This is a genomic window from Pseudomonas weihenstephanensis, assembly GCF_016812185.1.
Classification (GTDB): domain Bacteria; phylum Pseudomonadota; class Gammaproteobacteria; order Pseudomonadales; family Pseudomonadaceae; genus Aquipseudomonas; species Aquipseudomonas weihenstephanensis.
This window is the reverse complement of record NZ_JAAEBV010000001.1, coordinates 1,234,566-1,257,612: the sequence shown is the minus strand read 5'-3', so window position 1 is coordinate 1,257,612 and position 23,047 is coordinate 1,234,566. Positions and strand designations below refer to the sequence as shown.

Below are 23,047 nucleotides of genomic sequence, written 5' to 3'. Positions count from 1 at the left end.
TGAGAGTGTTTGCAATGTGCCAGCGGTTATAGCGCGTCAACCCGGTCAGTAGCGTGACGTCAAACTGACATCGCTGACAGTTAAGTGAAAAACCGGTTTATAACCCTAAAGAAAACAGGGTCTTGGCCGATGGTCTGGTTATAAGAGTGGGGCGCTGGCGCGTCCCTGAACCGGGGGGTAATTGATGAAAGTATTTGCACTGGGGCTGGCAGCTTGTGTGTTGTTTGGGCTTTCCAATGAGGCGGTGTCTGAAACCGCCGCCAAGGGTGGCACGATTGAATTTCGCGGCAAGGTGATGGAGGCCGCGTGTGAGCATGGCCGCTCGGGCGCCGTGGATTTTGGCGAACAGACGAAACTGATTGAAGTGGCCCCCCGCGTGGTGCTGGCAGTGAACATGGCGAACAATGCTTGCCGCACAGGCCAGTTACCGTTTGTCGCCTCCTATCAGAAGCTCAACACCCCGGCTTACAGTGAAGAGCAAGGTGTACGCAATGGTGTGCTGACTATTTCCTACCTCTGAGTGCAACGCGGGGCGAGGATGGCAGGTATACTGCGCGGCTTTATTCCTACCCCCCGCATTCTCCGGAGCTTTCATGACTTCCCCTAAACAACCGACGGCTCCCGAAACACTGGCGGCAGAACAGGTCGAGCTTGAAACCATTGCGAACGCTGCTGATAAACCGGCCGTTCCTGCGTTCAGCTTTCCGTTCAACCCGGCGGCGTTTGCCCAAGGCAAAAAAGACAACCAGCCGTGGTACCAAAAATCCGGCAAGGGCGGTCACGACAAAACCCCTGGCGCGCCGCCGCACGGCACGCGCAAAACCATGGGTAAGCGCTGATAATTGGCGTCGAAAAAACGTCATTTATCCCCCATTTTCATCGTGTGCCCGATTAACTTCGGCACACCTGCGCTAGATCAGTGTTTGGTTAATAGGTGCGCTTAGAGTCGACAGCCCTGCCGACTCTCACCTAATAATTCGAGCGCGCCTGTCATGAAAATCAATCTACCGATTACCGGCCGATCCGTTGATTTTGCACCCGACGCAAACATTCTCTCCACCACCGACCTCAACAGTTGCATCACTTACGCCAACCCCGACTTTATAAACGTCAGCGGGTACGCGCTGAGTGAGCTGTTGGGCAGCCCGCATAACCTGATGCGTCATCCTGATATGCCCGCCGCTGCCTTCAGTCACATGTGGCAGACGCTCAAGTCAGGTCGCTCGTGGATGGGCATGGTGAAAAACCGCTGTAAAAATGGCGATCACTATTGGGTCAGCGCTTACGTCACGCCGGTCAAACGCAATGGCGAAATCGTGGAGTACCAATCGGTGCGTACCCATCCGTCCCCCGAGCGGGTCGCCGCGGCTGAAGCCTGCTACGCGCGCATGCGTGCCGGGCGCGGATCGGTGTTGCAGCGCTGGGGACACCTCGGGCTGAGGAGCAAGCTGGCGCTGTTTGTCAGTGCGGTGTTTGGCGCAGTGACGGCCTTGGGCACGCTGCTGTTACCCCAGATCGACCTGCAAGCGGCGGTGATGGTGTGGCTGGTGGGCAGCCTGCTGAGTTCGGCGGCCATTAACTGGCTGCTCCAGCCTTTGAATGCTTTGGCCCGGCGTGCCAAAGACGTGGGTGATAACCCGCTGAGTCAGCAGATTTATACCGGGCGGCGCGATGACGTCGGCCAGATAGCGTTCGCGCTGAACATGCTGGAAGCGCAAGTCGGGGCGGTGGTGGGGCGTATCGGTGATGCCTCGCAACGTTTGGCCGGGCATGCCGGCGAGTTGGTTGAACACCTGCAAAGCAGCCATGACAGCACGCTGCATCAGCAACTGGAAACCGACCAGGTGGCGATCGCCATTAACGAAATGGCGGCCAGTGTGGCGCAAGTGGCCAACAATGCGCAGCAAGCCTCTCAAGCCGCCGACCGGGTCGAACATGAAACCCGCGAAGGCCATGACCTGGTGATGCAAAGCCGCACCTCTGCGCAGTATCTGGCCAGCGAGCTGGCGCGTGCCACCGAGGTGGTGCATCACCTTGAGAGCCACAGCAGTGATATTTCATCGGTGCTGGAGGTGATCCGCAGCATCGCTGAGCAAACCAACCTGCTGGCGCTCAATGCAGCAATCGAGGCGGCGCGTGCAGGTGATCAAGGGCGCGGTTTTGCGGTGGTGGCGGACGAGGTGCGGGGTTTGGCGCAACGTACCCAGCAGTCCACCCAGGAGATCCAGCAGATGATCAATAACTTGCAGGGGGGAGCGCGCGCGGCGGTAGAAGTCATGCAGCACAGCAGCGAATATGCGCAGACCAGCGTCAATCAGGCGCAGTTGGCCAGCAGTGCGTTGAGCAGTATCAGCCTGCAAGTGAAGAGAATCAACGAGATGAACCTGCAAATTGCCTCGGCGGTGGAAGAGCAAAGCGTGGTCAGCGAAGACATTAATCGCAACATTGCAGGCATTCGCAGCGCGTGCGAAGTCACAGTCGATGCCGGACAACACAGCCACCGCAACTCGGGTGAAGTGGCCGATCTGGCCGCTGGCTTGCGCTCGCTGGCGCAGGAGTTCTGGCAGACCCGGCGTTAAGCGCTTAAATGCTGAGCCTTTGAACCAGCGCCATGCCGTGTTTTCGGTACAGGCAGCAGGCCTTGAGGTTGTGCGCCATGACCTTGAGGTCGACGCAGGCTTCGCCCCGCTGCTTGAACACGCTGAACACATGCGCCAATAACGCGCTCGCAATGCCTAGACCTTGATAGTGCGGGTGCACGACCAAGTCTTTGAGGTAGGCGCTGGTCCAGCCTTGGGCGACGCCCACCACGCGGGCGTCCTGCATCGCTAAAAAACACAGTTGCGGATCGTATTCGGCATCGTGAATCAACGCCTCTCGCCACCGCTCCAAAGGTTCAACGCTGCCGTGGTCGGGCGCATAGCCTTCGACAAGCAAGGCGTGTGCGTCGGGCAGGCATGAATCACTGAGGTTCACCACGCGGATGCCTGCTGGCCAGTGCGCGGGAGGGAGTGGCCCGCGCAAGTCTTTGCGCAGCAGCAAGCACACGTCACGCGTCACGCTCAGTAACCCTGCGCGGCAACCGTGCGTGCGGCTTCAATCAGACATTTGGTCAGGTCAGGCGACGAGAACTTGGTCAGCACCGCATTGGCCCCGGACAGACGCGCTTTTTCGCTGTTCATCGCGCTGTTGAGCGAGGTGTGCAGCAGCACATAAAGGTGCTTGAAATCCGGGGTTTCGCGCAGCGTGCGGGTGAAGGCGTAACCGTCCATTTCAGACATTTCGATGTCCGACACCACCAGGTTGATTTGCTCTTTGGTGCCTTGCAGTTCCAGCAGACGGTCGATGGCTTCCTTGGCGCTGCGGGCGGTGTGGCATTGCAAGCCCAGATTGCGCAGGGTAATCACCGACTGTTGCAAAGCCACCTGACTGTCATCGACCACCAGAATGCGGGCATTGGCCAGCAGCTCGGCTTCTTCCATCGTCACCGCATCCGGCTCCTCGATGATTTTCGAGGGGGCGATGCCGTGAATCACTTTTTCGATATCGAGCACTTGTACCAGCACATCATCGACCCGGGTCACGCCGGTGATGAACGAGCGCGAGCCGCCTGCGCCGTAGGGTGGTGGGCGAATATCCGTGCTCAGGCAGTGAATGATCTTGCTTACTGCCTGCACGTGCAAACCCTGTTTAGAGCGACTGACATCGGTCACGATCAGGCAACCGCCGTTGGGGTCTTCCAGGGGTTGCTCGCCGATGGCACGGCTCAGGTCGATGACCGACAGCGACGCCCCGCGCAGCACGGCAATGCCTTTTACGTGAGGGTGCGACTCAGGCATTTTGGTCAGCGGCGGGCAGGGAATGATTTCGCTGACTTTCAACAAGTTAATCGCCATCAGCTTGCCGCTGCGCAAAGTGAATAGCAGAAGCGAAAGAGAGTCTGCGCGGGCGTTGTGGGATGACATAAAAACCTTCTGTGTAAAGAGATGCGCGCGGGCTAAAAGCCAACAGCAGCGGGCGATACAGGGTTATCGACCTGATTTAGTGGGTCTTTAGCCAGTAGGGCCAATCAGATCACAACGCGACCTTGAACACTCGCTCTCTGTTGTGGCCTGCATGTCAGGCCACAGTGTTACCCGGCTACGGAGAGATTGCGCAAAAAGTTTTTCAATCTCGACTGTTGGCCACACCCAATAAGCAGCCACAGTAAGAGTCTGGCTTTGCGCGGGCACAGAAAGCCGCTCATATGCAGGCCTTTGCCGGTCAAGTCGATTTCGCCGCCTTTGAACCCATAGGTGTTGAAGGCCGTGGGACCCGCCCCGGTGCGTGAGCCGACGATGACCGGTATTTTGGCCGCAATCGGTTGTAGAACCTCTTCCCGCTTCATCGAACAGCGACGGTGGTGTCCATACCCAGTTGTTCAGGCTGCAAATGATATCTGCGCCTTGCTGGGTCAGCAGTCGCGGGACCTCGGGAAACCATATGTCCCAGCAGATCATCAGGCCGATACGGCCAATAGGCGTTTCAAACACAGGAAAACCAAGATTGCCCGGCGTGAACCAGAGTTTTTCCCGATGCCATAAGTGAGCTTTGCGGTATTTGCCGATAAAACCGTCCGGCCCAAGTAGCACGGCGGTATCGAACAACTGCATGCCGTCCCGTTCCGCGAGCCCCGCCACCAGATAGACCTGATGGTGCGCCGCGAAATCGATCCATGCCTGAGTGCTGGGACCTTCAGGAATGGACTCGGCATGCAGATAAGCATCCTGACGGCTGGCAAATAAATAGCCGGTGTTGGCCAGCTCGGGCAGCACAATCAAATTTGCCCTGTTGGTGACAGCCTCTTGGGCTAGATGCAGGCTGTTTTCCAGATTTTTTGGCTGGTGATGAATACCGACTTGCGGATCGAACTGAACCACAGCAACGCGCACGGGACTGACAGCGACAGTGTTACTCATGGCTGAAACCTCTTCTTATTTTTATCGGGTAATGAGTAAGAAGATTTTTCAGGCTAAGCGTCTATCGGCTGATTCCTTTTGGTGGGTAGTTCGTTGGCTGATGTTTGGCAAGACCGATCTATTTACCTACAAAGCAAAGAGAAGTCGCGTAGCAACAGGCGAGTGGTGCGAGGCAGCGCCCGGGGGGAGGGGCACTACGATACCGTTGTCGTAAAACCAATCAGTGCGTCATGCTGCCTCGCGATGTTCGTCAGCGATAGGTCAGTGCTTGAGGCTTATTTCAACCCCAACCGTTTGGCCATACGGCCGAGGTTGGCCCGATCCAGCCCCAGTTCTCGTGCCGCGCTGGCCCAGTTGTGTGTGTGGCGTTCAAGGCAGGCGCTGATGAGCTGGCGTTGGTAGGCTTCGGTCGCCTGGCGCAAATCACCGGCGGCCGCAGGGGATGGGGGGGGTGGTGCCGTGGCCGTCTCAATAACCTCGCGGGAGGGCAAGTCCAGGTCTTGCGCGGTCAGGGTCAAAATACGCGGCCGTGTGCTGCAATTGCCCAAGGCTTTTAAGGCGCTGCGCCCGATCAGGTGTTCCAGTTCGCGCACGTTACCTGGCCAGTCGTACCGCACGAGTGCGGCTTGGGCGTCGGGACTCAGGCGTAGGCTGCCCAAGCCCATGCGCGAGCGGTTTTGTTCAAGGAAGAAGCCGCTGAGCAGCAACACGTCGCGCCCGCGTTCACGCAAGGCGGGCACTTTGAGCGGGTACACGCTCAGGCGATGATAAAAGTCGGCGCGGTAGCGGCCACTGCGCACTTCTTCGGCCAGGTCACGGTTGGTGGCGGCGATTAGGCGCACGTCGACGCGGTGTTCCTGATCCGAACCCAAGCGTTGCAATTGGCCGCTCTGTAGCACGCGCAGCAGTTTGGCTTGCACGGTGAGTGACAATTCGCCGACTTCATCAAGGAACAATGTGCCGCCATTGGCCAGTTCGAATTTGCCGCGCCGGTCATTCATCGCGCCGGTAAAGGCGCCGCGTACATGGCCGAACAGTTCGCTTTCGACCAGCGTGTCGGGCAACGCCGCGCAGTTGAGGCTGACCATGGGTTTGTCTGCGCGTGGTGAGGCGGCGTGAATCGCTTGCGCGACCAACTCTTTGCCGACGCCGGTTTCACCGGTGATCAACACGGTCAGGTCACTGCTGCCTACGAGCGCGATTTCATCGAGCAAGCGTTTATGGGCTTTGCTCTGGCCGATCAGTTCTTTGTTGGGCGTACCGTGCGCCTGACGATACAGCTCGGCTTTGAGTTGTTCGTCCTCAACCCGCAAGGCGAGTCGCTCAATGCGTTGGGCAACGTTGACGGTGGCCGCTGCGAGGCTGGCGAAGGCTTGCAGGGCGTCCAGCTCAATGGGCTCGAAACGTTTGGGGTCGAGCGCGTCCAGCGTCAGCAATCCCCAGGGCTTCTCATCTATAAACAGCGGGCAACCCATGCAGTCGTGGATTTCCAAGTGTTCGGCCAAGCCGTCAACCAGCCCGTCATACGGATCGGGCAAGTCGCAATTGCTGGGGAATCGTGTGGGGCCGGGGCTGCTGAGCAGCACGTCAAAGCGTGGGTGTTCACTGACTTTGAAGCGACGCCCCAAGGTGTCCAGGCTCAGTCCGTCCACGGCCAATGGCACCAGCCAATCGCCGTCCAGCCGCAGCAGTGCCGCTGCGTCGCAAGGGAGCAGGGCGCGCATGGCTTCGAGCAGGCGCCGGTAACGCTCACTTTCAGGCAGCTCGCGTGACAGGTCGGCTACCAGGGGTAGCAGGGTGGTTAGCAGTAATTTTGCAGTCATTTTGACCTCGTGTAGTCGAAGTGACTATAAATCAAGCTGAGTCAAAATGACTATTTAGTTTTCAAGTATCTGTTTTTAAAGGGTTTTAAAGTTGGCACGATTACTGATAGCTAAAAGGTAATTGAATTTTAGTTAATGCCTACGTGCTCAGGAGTCAACTTTATGCTTACTGCTCAGGATCGTGCCATCGTCAAATCCACTGTGCCGCTGCTGGAAAGCGGCGGTGAAGCGCTGATTACCCATTTTTACCGTTTGATGCTGTCTGAATACCCCGAGGTACGCCCGCTGTTCAATCAGGCGAACCAGGCCAGCGGTGATCAGCCACGTGCGTTGGCCAATGGCGTGCTGATGTATGCACGCCACATCGACCAACTCGACCAGTTGGGCGATCTGGTGGCCAAGATCATTAACAAGCACGTGGCCCTGCAAATCCTGCCGGAGCATTACCCGATTGTCGGCACCTGCTTGCTGCGTGCTATCGAAGAAGTGCTGGGCAGTGATATTGCAACGCCCGAGGTGTTGGCGGCCTGGGGGGCTGCGTACGGTCAATTGGCCGATATCTTGATAGGCGCCGAAGCGGCGATCTACGACCAGAAAGCTGCAGCGCCGGGCGGCTGGCGTGGCGGTCGTGAGTTCAAGCTCGCCGCCCGCATTCAGGAGAGCGCGGAAATCACATCGTTTTATTTCCGCCCGGTGGACAAGCAACCGATCCTTGAGTTTGAGGCCGGGCAGTACATCGGCATCAAATTGGACATCGACGGGGTCGAAGCGCGTCGCAACTATTCGCTGTCGGCGCTGGCGCAGGTCGGCCGCTACCGTATCAGCGTCAAACGCGAGGCGGGTGGGGTGGTGTCGAACTTCCTGCACGACCGCCTGCAAGTGGGTGACATTGTTGAGTTGTTCCCGCCCGCAGGTGAGTTCACCCTGACGGCCAGCGACAAACCGCTGGTGTTGATCAGTGGCGGTGTCGGTATCACCCCGACCTTGCCCATGCTGGAAGCGGCACTGGCGACCCAGCGTGCGATCCACTTTATTCACTGCGCGCGCAATGCCCAGGTGCATGCGTTTCGGGGTTGGGTGGATGAACTGGCCGAGCAGTTCCCGCAATTGCAACGTTTTTACTGCTACGCCGAACACGACGGGCAAGGCCCTGCGGTAGACCATGTGGGCATGCTCAGCGCTGAGGTACTGGAAAAGTGGCTGCCCGAGGATCGTGATGTAGACGCCTATTTCCTGGGGCCTAAAGGCTTCATGGGCGCGATCAAGCGTCAGCTCAAAGCCTTGGGTGTGCCGGAAAAACAGAGCCGTTACGAGTTCTTCGGCCCGGCGGCTGCGCTGGAGTAAGCCCTTTGGGTGAGTGCATCTGATTGGCGCGTAAGCCCGCAGCGGTCGCATTCGACGATGGCTGCGGGCTTTTTGTTAATCGCGCTTTAATCTGACTCGCAGTTAAATCCCCTCCTACAGTTGCCGTGCATCCACACTTAGGGTCTGGGTGTAAACTGCGCGCTTTATTCGGCTGTATGGCCATTCGAAAATCAGGCAAAGGGAAGCGGTATGACGGATGACATGATGCGACTGGGGCGCGAGAAGCGCTTTCTGGTCTTGCTGGGGCTGATCTGCCTGGCGCTCATTGGCGGGGCGCTGTATATGCAGATCGTGCTAGGTGAGGCGCCTTGCCCGCTGTGCATCCTGCAACGTTATGCACTGCTGCTGATCGCGCTCTTTGCTTTTGTTGGCGCCGCCATGCGCACCACACGCAGCATAACGGTGTTTGAAGGGTTGGTGGTGCTGAGTGCCATCGGTGGCATCGTTGCGGCGGGGCGCCATGTGTATATTTTGGCCAATCCGGCGGTGAGCTGCGGTCTGGATGCCTTGCAACCGATTGTGGATGGCCTGCCGCTGGCGGCGATCTTCCCGCTGGGCTTTCAGGTTGATGGCTTCTGCTCAACGCCGTACCCGCCGGTGCTCGGCCTGTCGTTGGCACAATGGGCGCTGGTGGCGTTTGTGCTGACCGCCGTACTGGTTCCGCTGGGGATTTACCGCAACCGGAACAAATCCGCCTGAATCACTAAATCAGGGTATAGCCGCCTCGTCCTTCTCCCGAAGTGCGGGGCTTTTTTTCGTCTATGAAAAATGTGAAGGGAATGTGATGCGGCGCAGTGAAGGGGGTTGCGAAACTGCGACATATTGTCACGGATAAATTGTCACAAGGCATGTTTTTATTTCACAATACACGGCTGAAACGTCTCATCTGTTTTAGGGGGAGTGAGGCGTTTTGACGCTGATGCCGGGGTTGAAATCGCAGGGGCCTGGCCCGATGAAAAACCCCTGGAACCCTTTTTCTTTGGGCGTTTTGAGGCACTGGGACGCGCGCGCAGGTGCGCTAAAAAGGGGCGATTTTTAAGGGGCGGCAAGGGGGTGCTACAGGTGCGTCGGGGGGCGGGTATAAACGCGGGGCGTAATAATAGTGTGGGATTGTTACCGGAGCCGAGAATAATTATTTCTGGATGAGACATGGTTTATAGAGAGCTACCTAACTACAATCGCCCGCACTGAACGTCCAGCCTGCTCATCCCTGAGCCCAAGCGGGAAGTTGAAGGTCGTCTGGGCAGTGAGTGACAGGCTACCCATGCGACTCCCAAGGTACTGGCAACCCTTCTAAGTTCCGCACCAAATGGAATTGGTCTGTGACAAGGCCTTTGACCACGTATCGAATAAGAAATCACTGCTAACCCAGGATTTGCCCACTCGCCTTACAGCGATGAAGCAGGCCCTTATTCAATCGGAAAAATGCCAACCCTTGGCAGGGTGAAGTGTTGGCGCATAAAACCAACTGCATTATGCAAGCTGTTTTAGAGGTCGTGAGATGACTAAAAAAAGGTACCCCAGACTCTTTGGCTTATTGCCACTTTTCGGCATGTTGTTGCTGGGAGGCTGCAATATGACGTTGCTCGATCCGGTGGGGCAGGTCGGCATCGATGAGAAGAATCTGATCATCACTGCAACATTGCTGATGCTCTTGGTCGTGGTTCCGGTCATCCTGATGACCATCATTTTCGCGTGGAAGTATCGCGCGTCGAACAAAAACGCCACTTACGCACCGAAATGGTCGCACTCCACCAAGATCGAAGTTGTGATCTGGACCGTGCCGATTTTGATCATCATCGCCCTGGGCGTGATCACCTATAAGTCGACCCACGCACTGGACCCTTACCGTCCGATTCAGTCTGACGTCAAGCCAGTCACCATCGAAGTGGTGGCAATGGATTGGAAGTGGCTGTTTATCTACCCGGACCAGGGTATTGCGACCGTCAACAAGATCGTGTTCCCGGCCAACACACCGGTTAATTTCCGTATCACCTCTGACACGGTCATGAACTCGTTCTTCATCCCGGGCCTGGGCGGCCAGATCTACGCCATGGCCGGTATGACGACCAAGCTGCATTTGATTGCCAACAAGAACGCCGAGCTGGATGGCATCTCTGCCAACTACAGCGGTGCGGGCTTCACCGGCATGAAATTCAAAGCAATCGCGACTTCCCAAGCAGATTTCGATGCGTGGGTAAGTGAAGTCAAAGCGTCACCTAAACAGCTTGATACAGCTGAATACGCAGCCTTGACCAAGCCGAGTCAGAACAATCCCGTTGAGCTCTACTCCTCGTACGCACCGAACCTGTTCCAGACCATCATCGACAAGTATGAAGGCATGAAACCAGGCAAGCCGGTAAACCACGAGAAGAAAGAAGTGGCCGGGACCGAAGGTTTGGACACCAGTTCGCATTCAGCTGCCGGGGCAGAGGAGTAAACGATGTTTGGTAAATTAAGTCTGGACGCCATACCGTTCCACGAGCCGATAGTGATGGTCACCGTCGCTATGATTCTGCTCGGTGGTCTGGCGTTGGTTGCAGCACTCACGTACTACAAAAAGTGGACCTACCTGTGGACCGAATGGCTAACGTCAGTCGACCACAAGAAGATTGGCGTGATGTACATCATCGTCGCCATGGTCATGTTGCTGCGCGGCTTTGCCGACGCCGTCATGATGCGTACCCAGTTGGCGATGGCTACCGAAGGTTCGCCGGGCTACCTGCCGCCTGAACACTATGACCAGATCTTCACCGCCCACGGTGTGATCATGATCATCTTCATGGCGATGCCATTCTTCACCGGCCTGATGAACCTTGCAGTGCCGCTGCAAATCGGCGCACGTGACGTTGCCTATCCGTTCCTGAACTCCTTGAGCTTCTGGCTCCTGGTGTCGGGCGTGGTACTGGTCAACCTGTCGCTGGGCGTCGGCGAGTTTGCCAAGACCGGTTGGGTTGCGTATCCGCCGCTGTCGGGTCTGGCTTACAGTCCGGGCGTGGGTGTGGATTACTACATCTGGGCGCTACAGTTATCGGGGTTAGGTACGACGTTAACCGGGGTTAACTTCCTGGCCACCGTGCTGAAAATGCGTACCCCAGGCATGAAAATCATGGACATGCCGATTTTCACCTGGACCTGCACCTGGGCAAACGTTCTGATCGTGGCCTCGTTCCCGATCCTGACCGCTACCTTGGCGCTGCTGACACTTGACCGTTACATGGATTTCCACATTTTCACCAATGAACTTGGTGGCAATCCAATGATGTACGTCAACCTGTTCTGGGCGTGGGGTCACCCTGAGGTGTACATCCTCATTCTGCCGGCGTTCGGGGTCTTCTCTGAAGTCATCTCGACCTTCACTGGCAAGCGTCTGTTCGGTCACCACTCGATGGTCTACGCCAGTGGCGCGATCTCGATCCTGGGCTTCATGGTTTGGCTGCACCACTTCTTCACCATGGGTTCGGGTGCCAGCGTCAACGCCTTCTTCGGTCTGGCGACGATGCTGATTTCGATCCCCACGGGTGTGAAGCTGTTTAACTGGCTATTCACCATCTACCGCGGTCGTCTGCAATTCACCAGCCAGGTGATGTGGACACTGGGCTTTATGGTGACCTTCGCCATCGGCGGCATGACTGGCGTATTGCTGGCCATTCCGGGTGCTGACTTCGTACTGCACAACAGCCTGTTTGTAATTGCTCACTTCCACAACGTGATCATCGGCGGCGCCGTATTCGGCTACATCGCTGGCTTCAGCTTCTTCTTCCCTAAAGCGTTCGGCTTCAAGCTGAACGAGAAGTGGGGCCTGGCTGCCTTCTGGTTCTGGATCGTTGGCTTCTTCGTTGCGTTCATGCCGCTCTATGCACTGGGCTTCATGGGCATGACCCGTCGTCTGAACGCCAGCACCAACCCTGAGTGGGTGCCTTACCTGTACGTGGCTGCATTCGGTGCTGCCTTGATTGCTGTCGGTATTGCCTGCCAGTTGATCCAGCTGTACGTCAGCGTACGTGACCGCAACAAGCCAGAGAACGCCTGTGAATTCGGCGATCCATGGAATGGTCACACCCTGGAATGGTCGACTTCGTCGCCACCTCCGTTCTACAACTTTGCTGTGCTGCCAAAAGCCGACGGTATCGACCCGTTCACTGAAGCCAAGGAAAACGGTACTGCGTACCAGGCTCCGGCCAAGTACGAACCGATCCACATGCCAAACAACACCGCTACCGGTGTGGTGATGGGCGCACTGCTGACCGTGTTCGGTTTTGCAATGATCTGGCACATCTGGTGGTTGGCGATCGTCAGCCTGGTTGGCACTGTCGCGTACTTCGCGATCCACGCTGCCCGTGATGACCAAGGCTACATGGTGCCGGTGGAAACCATCGAGCGCATCGAAGCCGAGCAGCACAAGCGTCTGGTAGCGGCTGGCAAGATCCCGGCTACCCGTGTTGAAACCAAGTTGGAACAGGCATAAACCATGTCGAACTTAGCGACCCATGCTGGACACGCCCATGGTCAAGACCATGGGCATGATGACCATCACCACGACTCGGGCGAGATAACCATATTTGGTTTCTGGCTCTACCTGATGACCGACTGCATCTTGTTTGCGTCGATCTTCGCGGTGTACGCGGTACTGGTTAACAACGTAGCGGGTGGCCCGTCGGGCCACGACATCTTCGAACTGCCGTACGTGCTGGGTGAAACCGCACTGCTGTTGGTCAGCTCGATCACCTACGGCTTCGCCATGCTGGCGTTGTTCAAGGGCAAGAAAAGCCAGGTGCTGTTCTGGCTGGCCATGACCTTCCTGTGCGGTGCCGGCTTCATCGGCATGGAAATCAACGAGTTCCACATGTTGATTTCTGAAGGCTACGGCCCTAGCCGTTCGGGCTTCCTGTCCGGGTTCTTCACCCTGGTTGGTACCCACGGTCTGCACGTGACCAGCGGTCTGATCTGGATGGCGATCATGATGTATCAGGTCCAGAAAAATGGCCTGACAGCGACCAACAAAACCCGTCTGAGCTGCCTGAGCTTGTTCTGGCACTTCCTGGACGTGGTGTGGATCTGCGTATTCACCGTTGTTTACCTGATGGGGACTCTGTAAATGGCTAACGCACATTCTGACGGCGCGAACCACGGCAGCGTGAAGTCCTACGTAATCGGCTTCATCCTGTCGGTCATCCTGACCGTCATTCCGTTCGGGCTGGTGATGTACCCATCGCTGCCTAAAATGACCACCCTGGCGATCGTGCTGTTGTTCGCTGTGGTTCAAGTGATTGTTCACCTGGTGTATTTCCTGCACCTGGACCGTTCGCCTGCACAACGCAATAACGTCACAGCGCTGGTGTTCGCAGCCCTGGTTATTGTGCTGCTGGTGGGCTTGTCCCTGTGGATCATGTTCAGCATCCACACTGAAATGATGGCGAAGTGAGGTAAGCCCGATGTCCTTTAAGCACTTTATCCAAATCACCAAACCGGGGATCATTTTCGGTAACGTGCTTTCTGTGGCAGGCGGGTTCTTCCTGGCCTCGAAGGGGCATTTTGATCTTGCCCTGTTCCTGGCTGCGGTGATCGGCACCTCCTTGGTGGTTGCGTCGGGTTGTGTGTTCAACAACTGCATCGACCGCGACATAGACATCAAGATGGACCGCACCAAGAACCGCGTGCTGGTGCAAGGCCTTATCTCCCTCAAGGTGGCGTTGGTTTACGCCACCTTGCTGGGGGTTGCAGGCTTAGTGCTGCTGTATCGCGTGGCCAACCCGCTGGCAGCATTGTTTGCCGCGATCGGCTTCGTGATCTACGTCGGTCTGTACAGCCTGTACTTCAAGCGCAAGTCGGTTCACGGCACGCTGATTGGCAGTCTGTCGGGTGCAATGCCGCCTGTGATCGGCTACGTGGCTGTGAGCAACAGCTTCGATCTGGCCGCACTGACTTTGCTGGTGATGTTCAGCCTGTGGCAGATGCCGCATTCCTACGCCATCGCGATCTTCCGCTTCAACGACTACCTGGCCGCATCGATTCCGGTGTTGCCTGTTAAGCGCGGGATCAAAGTGGCCAAGAAGCACATCCTGCTCTACATCCTCGCGTTCCTGATCGCGACCCTGATGCTCACCCTCGGCGGTTACGCCGGTATGAGCTACATGGCCGTGGCGGCTGCGATGGGCATGTACTGGCTGTACATGGCGTGGACCGGTTACAAAGCGGTCGACGACAAGGTTTGGGCACGCAAGCTGTTCGTGTTCTCGATCTTCACCATCACCGCGCTGAGCGTCATGATGTCTCTGGACTTCAAAGTGCCGACTGAGTTGTTACTGACTTACGCGCACTAAGAGCCTCAGGACAAAAGATCCCCGCCCTTCGAAAGAAGCGCGGGGATTTTTTTTAGTCGAGGTGGGCGACGGTCTTGCAGGCAGGCTTGCTGAGGGGCCTGCATGCCTTCACTGGCGTTGATCCGGTCGGTGTGCACTTTCAGCGCTTCGGGGGCCATGTCCTCGAAGTACCCATAGCCTATGCCGCCTTCACCCGCGCAATGCCGTGGCGCTTGAGGGTCCCCTTTTGTGCTGGCCATGCAGCGCTGTCCTGTGGGAAAGCGCTGCACGGTGCCGGCTCCAACAGGCAGCGGGGTTAGAGGCTAAAACGCGCCACCATCGCATTCAGGTCGATGGCCAGACGCGCCAAGTCATTGCTGGCAAGGCTGGTCTGGCTGGCGCCACTGGCCGATTGCACAGACAGGTCGTTGATGTTGATCAAGTTGCGATCCACTTCGCGGGCCACTTGTGCCTGTTCTTCAGCCGCGCTGGCGATCACCAGATTGCGCTCGTTGATTTCGATCACCGCGCCGTTGATGGTCTCCAGCGAGATACCTGCGCCACGGGCGATGTTGAGGGTCGACTCGGCGCGCTCGGTGCATTGGCGCATTGAGCTGACGGCGTGTTCGGTGCCGCCCTGAATGCTGCCGATCATGTGCTCGATTTCGCTGGTCGATTGCTGGGTGCGGTGGGCCAGGGCACGCACCTCATCGGCCACGACGGCAAAGCCGCGTCCCGCTTCGCCTGCGCGCGCAGCTTCAATGGCGGCGTTGAGGGCCAGCAGGTTGGTTTGATCGGCCAGGCCGCGAATCACGTCCAGGACTTTGCCAATGTCTTGCGACTCTTTGGCCAGATTGCCAATCAACTCGGCGGTGGTTTGCACGTCGCTGCCCATGCTCTCGATGGCGGTCACGGTTTCTTGCACCAGGTCGCGCCCGTCACCCGCCGAATCCGCCGCACTCTTGGAGGCTTGGGAAGTGCTCACGGCATTGCGGGCCACTTCTTCGACCGCGCTGGTCATTTCGGTCACGGCGGTGGCGGCCTGTTGAATCTCATTGTTTTGTTGTGTCAGCCCACGGGCGCTTTCGTCGGTCACGCTGTTCAACTCTTCTGCGGCGCAGGCCAGTTGGGTGGCGGAACCTGCGATGTGCTGCAAGGTGTCGCGCAGCGTGTTTTGCATGCTCTGCATCGCCAGCAGCAACCGCGCGGCTTCATCACGGCCTTCGACGTTGATCGGGCGCGTCAGATCGCCACTGGCAATGGTCTCGGCTGCTTGCAAGGCTTGGCTGATGGGGCGGGTGATGCTGTTGGTCAGCAGCCACGCGCACAGAATGGTCAGTGCCGTGGCAATGATTAGCAGGGCGACGGTGAAGTTGAAGGTGGTGGCGTAATTTTCAGTGCTTTGGCGATTGGCGAGAGCGCTTTGTTTGGCGTTGATGTCCAGCATGGATTCGATGGCGGCGCTGATATTGCGTGACACCACACTTAGCGGGCCGGCTTGCAGACGTTTCAATTCGTCTTGTTGATCGTTGCGCGCCAGCTGGATCAATTGCGCTTCCAGGGTGCGGTACTGCGCTTGCTCACGGCTTAATTGCTCATAACTGGCTTGTTCTTGCGCGCTGCTGATGAGCGCAATGTAATCGGCCATGGCCTTGTGCGTGCTTTCTTCCAGTGATTGCAGCTCGCTGAATACACGGGCCTTGGCGTCTGGGTCCGGCTCATCTCGCAGTTGATAGCTCAGTACGCGTTGGCGCTGGTTGAAGTAACTGAAATTATTGAGACCGACCAGGCTGGGCATGTCGCTGGTCGCAATGCTCTGTCCCACTTGATGGATTTTGTTCATTTGTACGAGGGCGTAAATGCCCAAAATCAACATCAGGGTGCCGATCAGGGAGAATCCCAGCAGCGCACGCGGGGCAATGTTCATGTTACGTAAGTTCATCAGCGATCCTAAAAATCAAAGGCAGCCTGCACACGGGATGCAGGTAAGACAGCGGCGCGAACAGGCTCGCACCAAAGAGTAATAGCGCAATGCTATCGTCCGATGGCTGGATAACTTGACCTTGGAGTCAAACTAATTTGTGAAAAAGTGTGCGCTGAGGTCGGCCTGCTTGCATTGCTTGACCCGCGCGTTGAGCAAGGCATCGTCTTGCTTGGATGCGTTGGGGCGAACAGGGCGCGGTCAAGACTGGCTGCGCACGTCTGAATACGCCCGTTGCAGCCTCACAATCGGTCTAAGGTGTAGGCATCGTTTTTCATCACACCCAGAGCAATAGCGCGTGATCACCCTCCACAGTAACGTTCAACCTTCTGCGCACAGCGTGATTGAGTTCTGGAAACAGGCAGGTCCAAACATTGGTTCGCCACTGATCCGCTGGCACGTTTTTATGCGCGGCAGATGATTGAGGTGGGAATGGACAAGCAGATCGAAGCCTCCTTGCAGGTGTTTTGCTACTTGCCTTTCGAGCACTCCGAAGATTGGGCCGATCAGCAGTTGTCGGTAAAACTGCACCAGGACTTCGAGCCAAAAGACGTCAAATGGGCTAAGGATCACGCGGACATCATTGAAAAATTTGGTCGTTTTCCGCATCGCAATGAGGTTTTGGGGCGCGAGACAACCGATGAAGAGCGCGCCTTTTTAGCGAGTGGGGGATTTGCCGGGTAAGGCGCTTGAGCCTGAATAATGCCGCCCTGATCGGTGGCTCATAATGTTCAAGGTTTTCTGTCAGGCGGTTCGCGAGACAGTGAGCGGGTAGTCATTACCTCTCATTAAAAAGGAACGCGTCATGTCTGATCATGAAAACCTCGGCTCCCCCTACCGTTCGCAACTGGCTGCGTGCAATGACCATTACCACGCGGTGCGCTCGATCAATAAATACGGCCCTATCGCCCATACCCACGCCTTGGCGCAGGTGTTTATGATGCAAAAAGTGGCGGATGACGAGTGGCAAGCGCTTGAAATGGCGCGTGTGTCGCTCGACCAAACCCGGCGCCTGGCCGCGGGTGAACTGCTTAACAAGCAAGCCCATGCCGTACTCAATGCACATTCTGCCCGGCACGCAGCGGGTGAAGATTGCGCTGACCCCGCAGGTTTTTTGCCTGCGTGACAGCACTCAGGCGCCAGACGCGTTCGCGCTTGGCGCTTCACCCCGTGGTTTGCTGGTGATTAGAAGGCCTGACAGATGAATAACACTCAAAAAGTAGACAGCCGCACCCGTGACTCCCTGGCCCCGACCGTGGCCGACATGCTCACGGTCTCGTTACAGGAGAGCAAGGCGCTGATTAACCGCACCTCATTGTTCGAGGCCTCAAATGTGCTGGGGGCTTTTTCCACGAGCGTGGTCGACTACGGCAAGAGCGCCCGTAAATGGCGTGCGCATACCTTGTCGCGTCTGCCGCTGGAGCACTGGAAGCACAAGGATGGCTTCTTTTATGTAGCGCCGCTCAAAGAGGCGTCGCTCAAATACATGAGCACCACCGCGCCTGACGCCGCGGACGAGAATGCCTGGAACCAACTCGAAAATCGCAAAGCGGTGCACAAGGCATTGGTAGAAATACTGCCTGCGCAGGTGCGTCAGCAGTATGCGGCCATGCTGGAGTGGACTCAGATCGAGCCTCAGTCAGAGACTCAGCCGGTGCTGGAAGACATGGCATTGGCTCGCAGTATTTATGCTTTGGACCAGCTGTTTTACCGGGAATACGCGGTGTGTGAAGCCCGGTTGCGGCGCGAAAAAGGGTTTGCGGACGGTGATTCGATCCCGTACGACTGGATAGGCTGGCTGGCCGACAAGGCGGCGCAAAAGGTCGATGCTCATCTGTACGTGTGGGGTGTGCAGCCGCTGCCTTGGCAGGTCGATGAGCGCGATGAAGCGGGCCAGCAACCCGCCGAGTCATCAGTCGAAGGGATGTACAAACCTGACGGTGAACTCACGCTGGAGTTGCTGTGCAACTTGGTAGGGAATCGGGCATTGCTTGAGTCGGCGCGTATCGCAGCGCTGGCCGATCAAGCCACCCAGGTCAGTACTGACTTGCTGCACGCGCTCAATCGCAATGGCAAGTGTGAAGTCCCTGAAGTGCGCAATTGCAACGACCTCAGAGACGAACTAACAGCATGGTTTGGCGATGCGGGTGTGTTGGCGGATGAACCCGGATTCGGCACGCCGCTCAAAGGCCATAACCTGGAGGTGGCGCTGTATCACGCCTTAGAGGTGCAAAAACACTATGTGAAAACGCGCGGAGCCCTCGACCCTTCTGCGCACCGCAACCCGGACAACACGTTTATTTTTGCGCTGGCCCTGGTGGCCTGCTTTTACGCGCAGATCAGTCTGGATAAGGAGTATTCGGGCAGTACGAACGCCACCTATGCGGTTTTCCCGGCGCAGAACAAAGCACAGCGTTTTGAACCCTTGCCAGCGCATGCCAGAGAAATGCTCATGAGTCTGTATGGCCAAATGTTCTATGCCAACACCGGCTGGGAGATTCGCGCAGAGGCGATCGAGGCATACGCCCAAAACTTCGCGCTCAAGCGTTCTTGCTTGCAAGAGCTGACATTCAACACCTTCAAGCGCATGGCCCCAGAGCGACTACTGGCGCTGCACCAAAAACTGGCTCGAATGGGGGAGAGCAAGAAAACCAGGCTGTTGCAGTCAATGCCTGAAGGCGCCGCGCCGCCCAGCGAAATGGCCTGCATCCTGGCTGCGATTGATGACCTGTTCTCCCCGCAAGCCTTGGCGGCTGCTCGATAGGTTAAAGCGGTAATACGCGGTCATGGATGACCCGCTTCATCACCAACGTTGACACCAGACGCTGCACGTTAGGCAGCGCACTCAGTTGCTCATCGTAGAGCTGCTGGTACGCGGGCAGGTCCTTGGCGATGACATGCAGCAAATAATCCGGGTCCCCGAACAATCGTTGTGCCTCCACGATCTGCGGGATCTCAGGCAGCGCTGCTTCAAAATCGGCAACCGCCTGGCGGGTGACTTCGCGCAAGGTCACGAACACCATCGCCGAAAAATTCAGCCCCAGCTCACTGGGTGCCAGCACCGCGCGATAGCCCAGAATCACCCCGGACTCCTCCAGTGCCCGCACCCGGCGATGGCACGGTGACAGGCTCAGGCCCACGCGTTCGGCCAGTTCGGTGAGAGAAAGCCGACCGTCACGGTGCAGCTCAGCAAGAATCTTTCGATCAATTCGATCCACTTGGAAGAACCTTCTAATTCAGCGGGGTTAGGCAGGTATAAACGAAAGATAATCCTAGCAGCATTTGCTTAATCTTCTACTGGCTGCTTTCACCTGTGCGGGTGTGAGCAATACGCCTGACTTTTTTAAAAAACGTGTGCTGCAAGAAGGTATCTATCCCGTGACCCTTAGTGTTCTGGCCGCTTTCTGGGCGGTGTCATTTTTGTTCATCATCACCCCCGGTGCCGATTGGGCGTATGCGATTTCGGCGGGCATGCGTGGGCGCTGGGTGACGCCGGCCGTGGCGGGCTTGCTTTCGGGGCACTTGCTGGCAACGGTGGTAGTGGCCGCGGGCGTCGGCGGGTTGATGGCCAGTAATCCGATGATTCTCAAGGGGCTGACCGTGGCCGGTTCGCTGTACTTGCTGTGGCTGGGGGTGGGAATGCTCAGAAACCCGGCGGTGCCTGAGTCGGGTCGGGTTCAGGTGTCTGACACATGGTCGCGCTGGGCCTGGAAAGGGTTGTGCGTCAGCGGATTGAACCCGAAGGTGTTCTTGTTGTTTTTGGCCTTGTTGCCGCAATTCACCGACCCGTTATCGGCATGGCCGATCCCGGCACAAATCGTTGCGTTGGGTGGGTTGCATGCCGTCAGTTGTGCAGTGGTGTACTTGCTGGTCGGGTTTGGAGCCCGCTCGGTGTTGCAGACCCGCCCTGGCGCGGCGCAAAAAGTCAGTCAGGTATCGGGGGCGGTGATGATCGTCATCGCCGTGGTGTTGTTGAGTGAGCAGGTGTTCGCATAGCGTGCTGAACGCCTGCGTTTGCCCCAGTTTGACCTTGATCCGATGTTTGATTGGCAGCGCCCTTGGGGCATGGGAGCGGGCATGACCGTGCTGGGCCGGGGTTGGCCCAACACGGCTGTGTCGTTAACCTGTCCAAAGCAGCTTGACGCTGAGGCGCCGGGTTTAAAAATCCGCCTTGAGCGACATCACGAGGTTGCGTGGTTCACCGTAGAAATTACCGAACCCTTCGGTGCCGACGGTGGCGTAATAGCGCTTGTCGAGCAGGTTGTTGCCGTTCAGTGCCACCGACCAGGTGTCGTCGATGCGATAGCCAATACGCCCGTTCCACACGGCATAACCCGCTTGGCTGATGTCGTTGCCGCTGATAGGGGATACGCGGTAGTTGCTGCTCTGAGCGTTAACCCCGGCGCCGACGGTCACGCGCTCCAGCGCGCCCGACAGTGCGTAATCGGCCCATACGCGTAGCAGGTGGCGCGGTACATAGGCGTTGTAGGCCAGGCCATCCTGTTCAGGGTTGGCGTCTTCCAGCACTTTGGTCTGGGTGTAGGTGTAGCCGGCCAACACTTGCAGACGGTCAATGACTTCTCCGCTGATTTCAGCCTCGAAACCTTGAGCACGGACCTTGCCGGAGTTGATCGAACAACTGCTGTCCGGGCACCGCGGATCGTCTTGGGCGGCGTCCTTTTGAACCGTGCGGAACAGGTTGAACGAGCTGTTCAAGCGCCCGTCGAGCCATTCGCCTTTGATCCCCAGTTCATAGCTTTGCCCGATCAGAGGTTTGAGGGTCGTGCCTGTCAAGGTGGCATAACCGCCTTGTGGGGTGAAAATGTCGGTGTAGCTGGCGTAAGTGGTGAGGTTGTCATTGAGGTCAAACAGCACGGCGGCAAACGGGGTGACCTGCCCGGTCTCTTTGGCCTTGGCACTGAGAGGCGTGCCTTCGCCGCGCCAGTACGAGACCTGATGGCTGTCAGATGAGTACCAACTGACGCGGCTGCCCAGCACCACAGTCAGCGGGTCGGCCAGTTTCAGTCGGGTGAGGGAGTAGGCGCCGTATTGCTGGATACGCATGTCCAGCGGGCCGCCTCGTGAGGCATTGGCCAAGTAATAGCTTTCGTCAGGGCGCGGCAAGTGGTGGTTCGGGTTGAGTACGTTCTGACGCTGAGGCAACGCGGCCACGGCGTAGAAGTCATCTTTGTGGGAGCGGCTGGCATTGGCCCCCACGATCAGTTCGTGCTGTTGTCCAAAGGCATCAAATTTACCGTCTACGTACGCATCGAACCCGTAATCGACCTGGTCGTAGTCATACGTGCTGCCCAGCATCAAGGTGTGAGTGGCGGTGGCGCCGACGGGCACCGAGCCACTGGGGAACGCGTACTCCATGTTTTGTGTGTTTTTGGAGTAAACCCCGGCGACTTTCAGTGCCCAGTCGTCATTGAGCTGGTGCTTGAGGTCACCGAACACGGTGGTGCGTTTGCTGCGCTGGTTGTTCCATGCGGTATTCAGGCAAGTGGAACGTTTGAGTTTCAGGTCGCTGCCATCGGCATAGCGCGGCAGCCCACCCCAGCAGGGTGTGGCGTCGACGTCTTCATAGGCCAGGCCCAACCCCAGCGTGGTATCGGGGCTAAGGTCGAAGTCCAGAGCGCCGTAGTAGATCTGGTCTTTGCGCGCAGCCACGTCATAAAAATACTGACGGGTCTGTTGCGTGACCACGGCGCGGCCCCGCACGGTGCCAGACTCGTTCAACGGGCCGCCAGTGTCGACCTGGCCCCGGTAGTTGTCCCACGTGCCCGCAGAAAGCGACAGTTGCGTATGGGGCGTGTAATCGCCACGTTTGCGCACAAAGTTGATCCCGCCTGCCGTGCCGCCCGCGCCTTTCATCATGCCAGCGGCGCCACGCAACACTTCCACCCGGTCATAGATGGCCATGTCGCTGTTGAAACTGTCGGCTTGCACGTAGCTGCTGCCGATGTCCAATGGCACACCGTCGTATTGGTACTGCCCGGTCATGCGGAACCCGCGCGAATAGAAATACTTGCCGCCCATGGGCGAGTCGTACACGGTGATGCCCGGTGTTTTTTCCATCACCTGCTCAATGGTGTTGAGGTTCTGGTCGTCCAGCATTTTGCGGGTGATGACCGTGACTGATTGCGGGGTCTCCTTGAGGCTGTGGGACCCCTTGCCGATGGTCACTGCCTGTGCGGTGTAAGAGCCGGAGCCTTCAGTGGTGGCGTCTCGGTGTTGCTCGACGATGTGGGTGAGGCCCAGTTGCAGCGCCTCGCCGTTTTGCGGGGCGGGTTCGACGCTGAAGTCACCTTGCTCTGTAATGCGCAATTGCAGGCCGCTGCCGCTAAGCGCGGTGTCCATCGCCTGTTCGGCAGACATGTGCCCCATTACCGCTGGCGCCTGTTTACCCTGCACGAGGGTGGGTTGCAGCGAGATGATCTTGCCGCTCTGGCTGGCGATGGCATTGAGCGTATTGGCCAGCGGGCCAGACTTGAGATTGAAGCTCAGGTCTTGCGCCTGAAGCGCGGCTGAGTTGGCCAGCGTTGCCAGGGCAACAGCGACAGTTAGGGCATGGGGCCACGGATTGAGCACGGCATTCTCCTGATCGTGTGCAAGTGT

General features: G+C 57.6%; 21 protein-coding genes and 3 pseudogenes. 15 read left to right on the top strand and 9 right to left on the bottom strand.

The window, feature by feature from the left end:
* The first annotated feature begins 184 nt into the window (after positions 1–184).
* From GYN01_RS05680 to GYN01_RS05670, 4 genes and pseudogenes are all read left to right on the top strand, one after another.
* A complete protein-coding gene (locus GYN01_RS05680; protein ID WP_048362571.1) occupies positions 185–520 on the top strand; it encodes a hypothetical protein in 336 nt (111 codons plus the stop codon).
* 73 nt (positions 521–593) lie between these two features.
* A complete protein-coding gene (locus GYN01_RS05675; protein ID WP_048362572.1) occupies positions 594–839 on the top strand; it encodes a hypothetical protein in 246 nt (81 codons plus the stop codon).
* A gap of 153 nt (positions 840–992) precedes the next feature.
* Positions 993–1,274, top strand: a pseudogene (locus tag GYN01_RS22645) (PAS domain-containing protein); the annotation flags it as partial.
* Positions 1,275–1,535: 261 nt separating this feature from the next.
* The gene (locus tag GYN01_RS05670) at positions 1,536–2,579 is read left to right on the top strand and encodes a methyl-accepting chemotaxis protein (protein ID WP_420850382.1); all 1,044 of its coding nucleotides are present in this window, start codon (positions 1,536–1,538) and stop codon (positions 2,577–2,579) included.
* A gap of 4 nt (positions 2,580–2,583) precedes the next feature.
* On the opposite strand, the gene GYN01_RS05665 is transcribed toward GYN01_RS05670, so the two are convergent.
* The 4 genes from GYN01_RS05665 to norR form a co-directional block, all read right to left on the bottom strand.
* A complete protein-coding gene (locus tag GYN01_RS05665) occupies positions 2,584–3,060 on the bottom strand; it encodes a GNAT family N-acetyltransferase (protein ID WP_048401278.1) in 477 nt (158 codons plus the stop codon).
* 2 nt (positions 3,061–3,062) lie between these two features.
* Positions 3,063–3,965: a chemotaxis protein CheV gene (locus GYN01_RS05660; protein ID WP_048362575.1), complete on the bottom strand. Its 903-nt coding sequence runs from the start codon at positions 3,963–3,965 to the stop codon at positions 3,063–3,065.
* Positions 3,966–4,052: 87 nt separating this feature from the next.
* Positions 4,053–4,958, bottom strand: coding sequence for a nitrilase-related carbon-nitrogen hydrolase (locus GYN01_RS22245; RefSeq protein WP_238936079.1), 906 nt, complete (start codon positions 4,956–4,958; stop codon positions 4,053–4,055).
* A 275-nt stretch (positions 4,959–5,233) separates the two neighbouring features.
* Positions 5,234–6,781, bottom strand: a complete 1,548-nt coding sequence (gene norR, locus GYN01_RS05650; RefSeq protein ID WP_048401270.1) for a nitric oxide reductase transcriptional regulator NorR — start codon at positions 6,779–6,781, stop codon at positions 5,234–5,236.
* Positions 6,782–6,943: 162 nt separating this feature from the next.
* Here norR and hmpA point away from each other — a divergent pair, with 162 nt between their 5' ends.
* From hmpA to cyoE, 7 genes are all read left to right on the top strand, one after another.
* Complete coding sequence (gene hmpA, locus GYN01_RS05645) at positions 6,944–8,125, top strand: NO-inducible flavohemoprotein (protein ID WP_048362577.1); 1,182 nt, start codon at positions 6,944–6,946, stop codon at positions 8,123–8,125.
* Between the two features lie 210 nt (positions 8,126–8,335).
* Positions 8,336–8,845, top strand: coding sequence for a disulfide bond formation protein B (locus GYN01_RS05640; RefSeq protein WP_059765055.1), 510 nt, complete (start codon positions 8,336–8,338; stop codon positions 8,843–8,845).
* Positions 8,846–9,647: 802 nt separating this feature from the next.
* Positions 9,648–10,586, top strand: a complete 939-nt coding sequence (gene cyoA, locus GYN01_RS05635) for a ubiquinol oxidase subunit II (protein ID WP_048362579.1) — start codon at positions 9,648–9,650, stop codon at positions 10,584–10,586.
* A 3-nt stretch (positions 10,587–10,589) separates the two neighbouring features.
* Complete coding sequence (gene cyoB, locus GYN01_RS05630; protein WP_048401266.1) at positions 10,590–12,614, top strand: cytochrome o ubiquinol oxidase subunit I; 2,025 nt, start codon at positions 10,590–10,592, stop codon at positions 12,612–12,614.
* A gap of 3 nt (positions 12,615–12,617) precedes the next feature.
* On the top strand, positions 12,618–13,244 hold the full coding sequence (locus GYN01_RS05625; RefSeq protein WP_048362581.1) for a cytochrome o ubiquinol oxidase subunit III: 627 nt from the start codon (positions 12,618–12,620) through the stop codon (positions 13,242–13,244).
* Positions 13,245–13,571, top strand: coding sequence for a cytochrome o ubiquinol oxidase subunit IV (cyoD, locus tag GYN01_RS05620; protein ID WP_048362582.1), 327 nt, complete (start codon positions 13,245–13,247; stop codon positions 13,569–13,571).
* Between the two features lie 10 nt (positions 13,572–13,581).
* Positions 13,582–14,469: a heme o synthase gene (gene cyoE, locus GYN01_RS05615; protein ID WP_047273811.1), complete on the top strand. Its 888-nt coding sequence runs from the start codon at positions 13,582–13,584 to the stop codon at positions 14,467–14,469.
* A gap of 5 nt (positions 14,470–14,474) precedes the next feature.
* Here the strand turns inward: cyoE and GYN01_RS05610 are convergent, their stop codons facing one another.
* The 3 genes and pseudogenes from GYN01_RS05610 to GYN01_RS22640 all read right to left on the bottom strand — a co-directional run.
* A complete protein-coding gene (locus GYN01_RS05610) occupies positions 14,475–14,708 on the bottom strand; it encodes a hypothetical protein (protein WP_203306709.1) in 234 nt (77 codons plus the stop codon).
* Between the two features lie 56 nt (positions 14,709–14,764).
* Entirely contained in the window at positions 14,765–15,895 is a 1,131-nt protein-coding gene (locus GYN01_RS05605) for a methyl-accepting chemotaxis protein (protein ID WP_420850381.1), read from the bottom strand.
* Positions 15,896–16,324, bottom strand: a pseudogene (locus GYN01_RS22640) (MCP four helix bundle domain-containing protein); the annotation flags it as partial.
* Between the two features lie 477 nt (positions 16,325–16,801).
* On the opposite strand from GYN01_RS22640, the pseudogene GYN01_RS05600 reads away from it, so the two are divergent.
* The 3 genes and pseudogenes from GYN01_RS05600 to GYN01_RS05590 form a co-directional block, all read left to right on the top strand.
* A pseudogene (locus tag GYN01_RS05600) lies at positions 16,802–17,113 on the top strand (DUF924 family protein); the annotation flags it as partial.
* A gap of 121 nt (positions 17,114–17,234) precedes the next feature.
* Positions 17,235–17,555 (top strand): hypothetical protein, encoded by a 321-nt coding sequence (locus tag GYN01_RS05595; protein ID WP_048401261.1) that lies wholly within the window; start codon positions 17,235–17,237, stop codon positions 17,553–17,555.
* A 75-nt stretch (positions 17,556–17,630) separates the two neighbouring features.
* On the top strand, positions 17,631–19,193 hold the full coding sequence (locus GYN01_RS05590) for a hypothetical protein (protein ID WP_203306708.1): 1,563 nt from the start codon (positions 17,631–17,633) through the stop codon (positions 19,191–19,193).
* Position 19,194: 1 nt separating this feature from the next.
* Here GYN01_RS05590 and GYN01_RS05585 read toward each other — a convergent pair whose 3' ends face one another.
* On the bottom strand, positions 19,195–19,647 hold the full coding sequence (locus GYN01_RS05585; protein ID WP_048362587.1) for an Lrp/AsnC family transcriptional regulator: 453 nt from the start codon (positions 19,645–19,647) through the stop codon (positions 19,195–19,197).
* Between the two features lie 160 nt (positions 19,648–19,807).
* On the opposite strand from GYN01_RS05585, the gene GYN01_RS05580 reads away from it, so the two are divergent.
* Positions 19,808–20,425 (top strand): LysE family translocator, encoded by a 618-nt coding sequence (locus tag GYN01_RS05580; RefSeq protein ID WP_048362588.1) that lies wholly within the window; start codon positions 19,808–19,810, stop codon positions 20,423–20,425.
* 162 nt (positions 20,426–20,587) lie between these two features.
* On the opposite strand, the gene GYN01_RS05575 is transcribed toward GYN01_RS05580, so the two are convergent.
* Entirely contained in the window at positions 20,588–23,020 is a 2,433-nt protein-coding gene (locus tag GYN01_RS05575) for a TonB-dependent siderophore receptor (RefSeq protein WP_203306707.1), read from the bottom strand.
* Between the last annotated feature and the right edge of the window lie 27 nt (positions 23,021–23,047).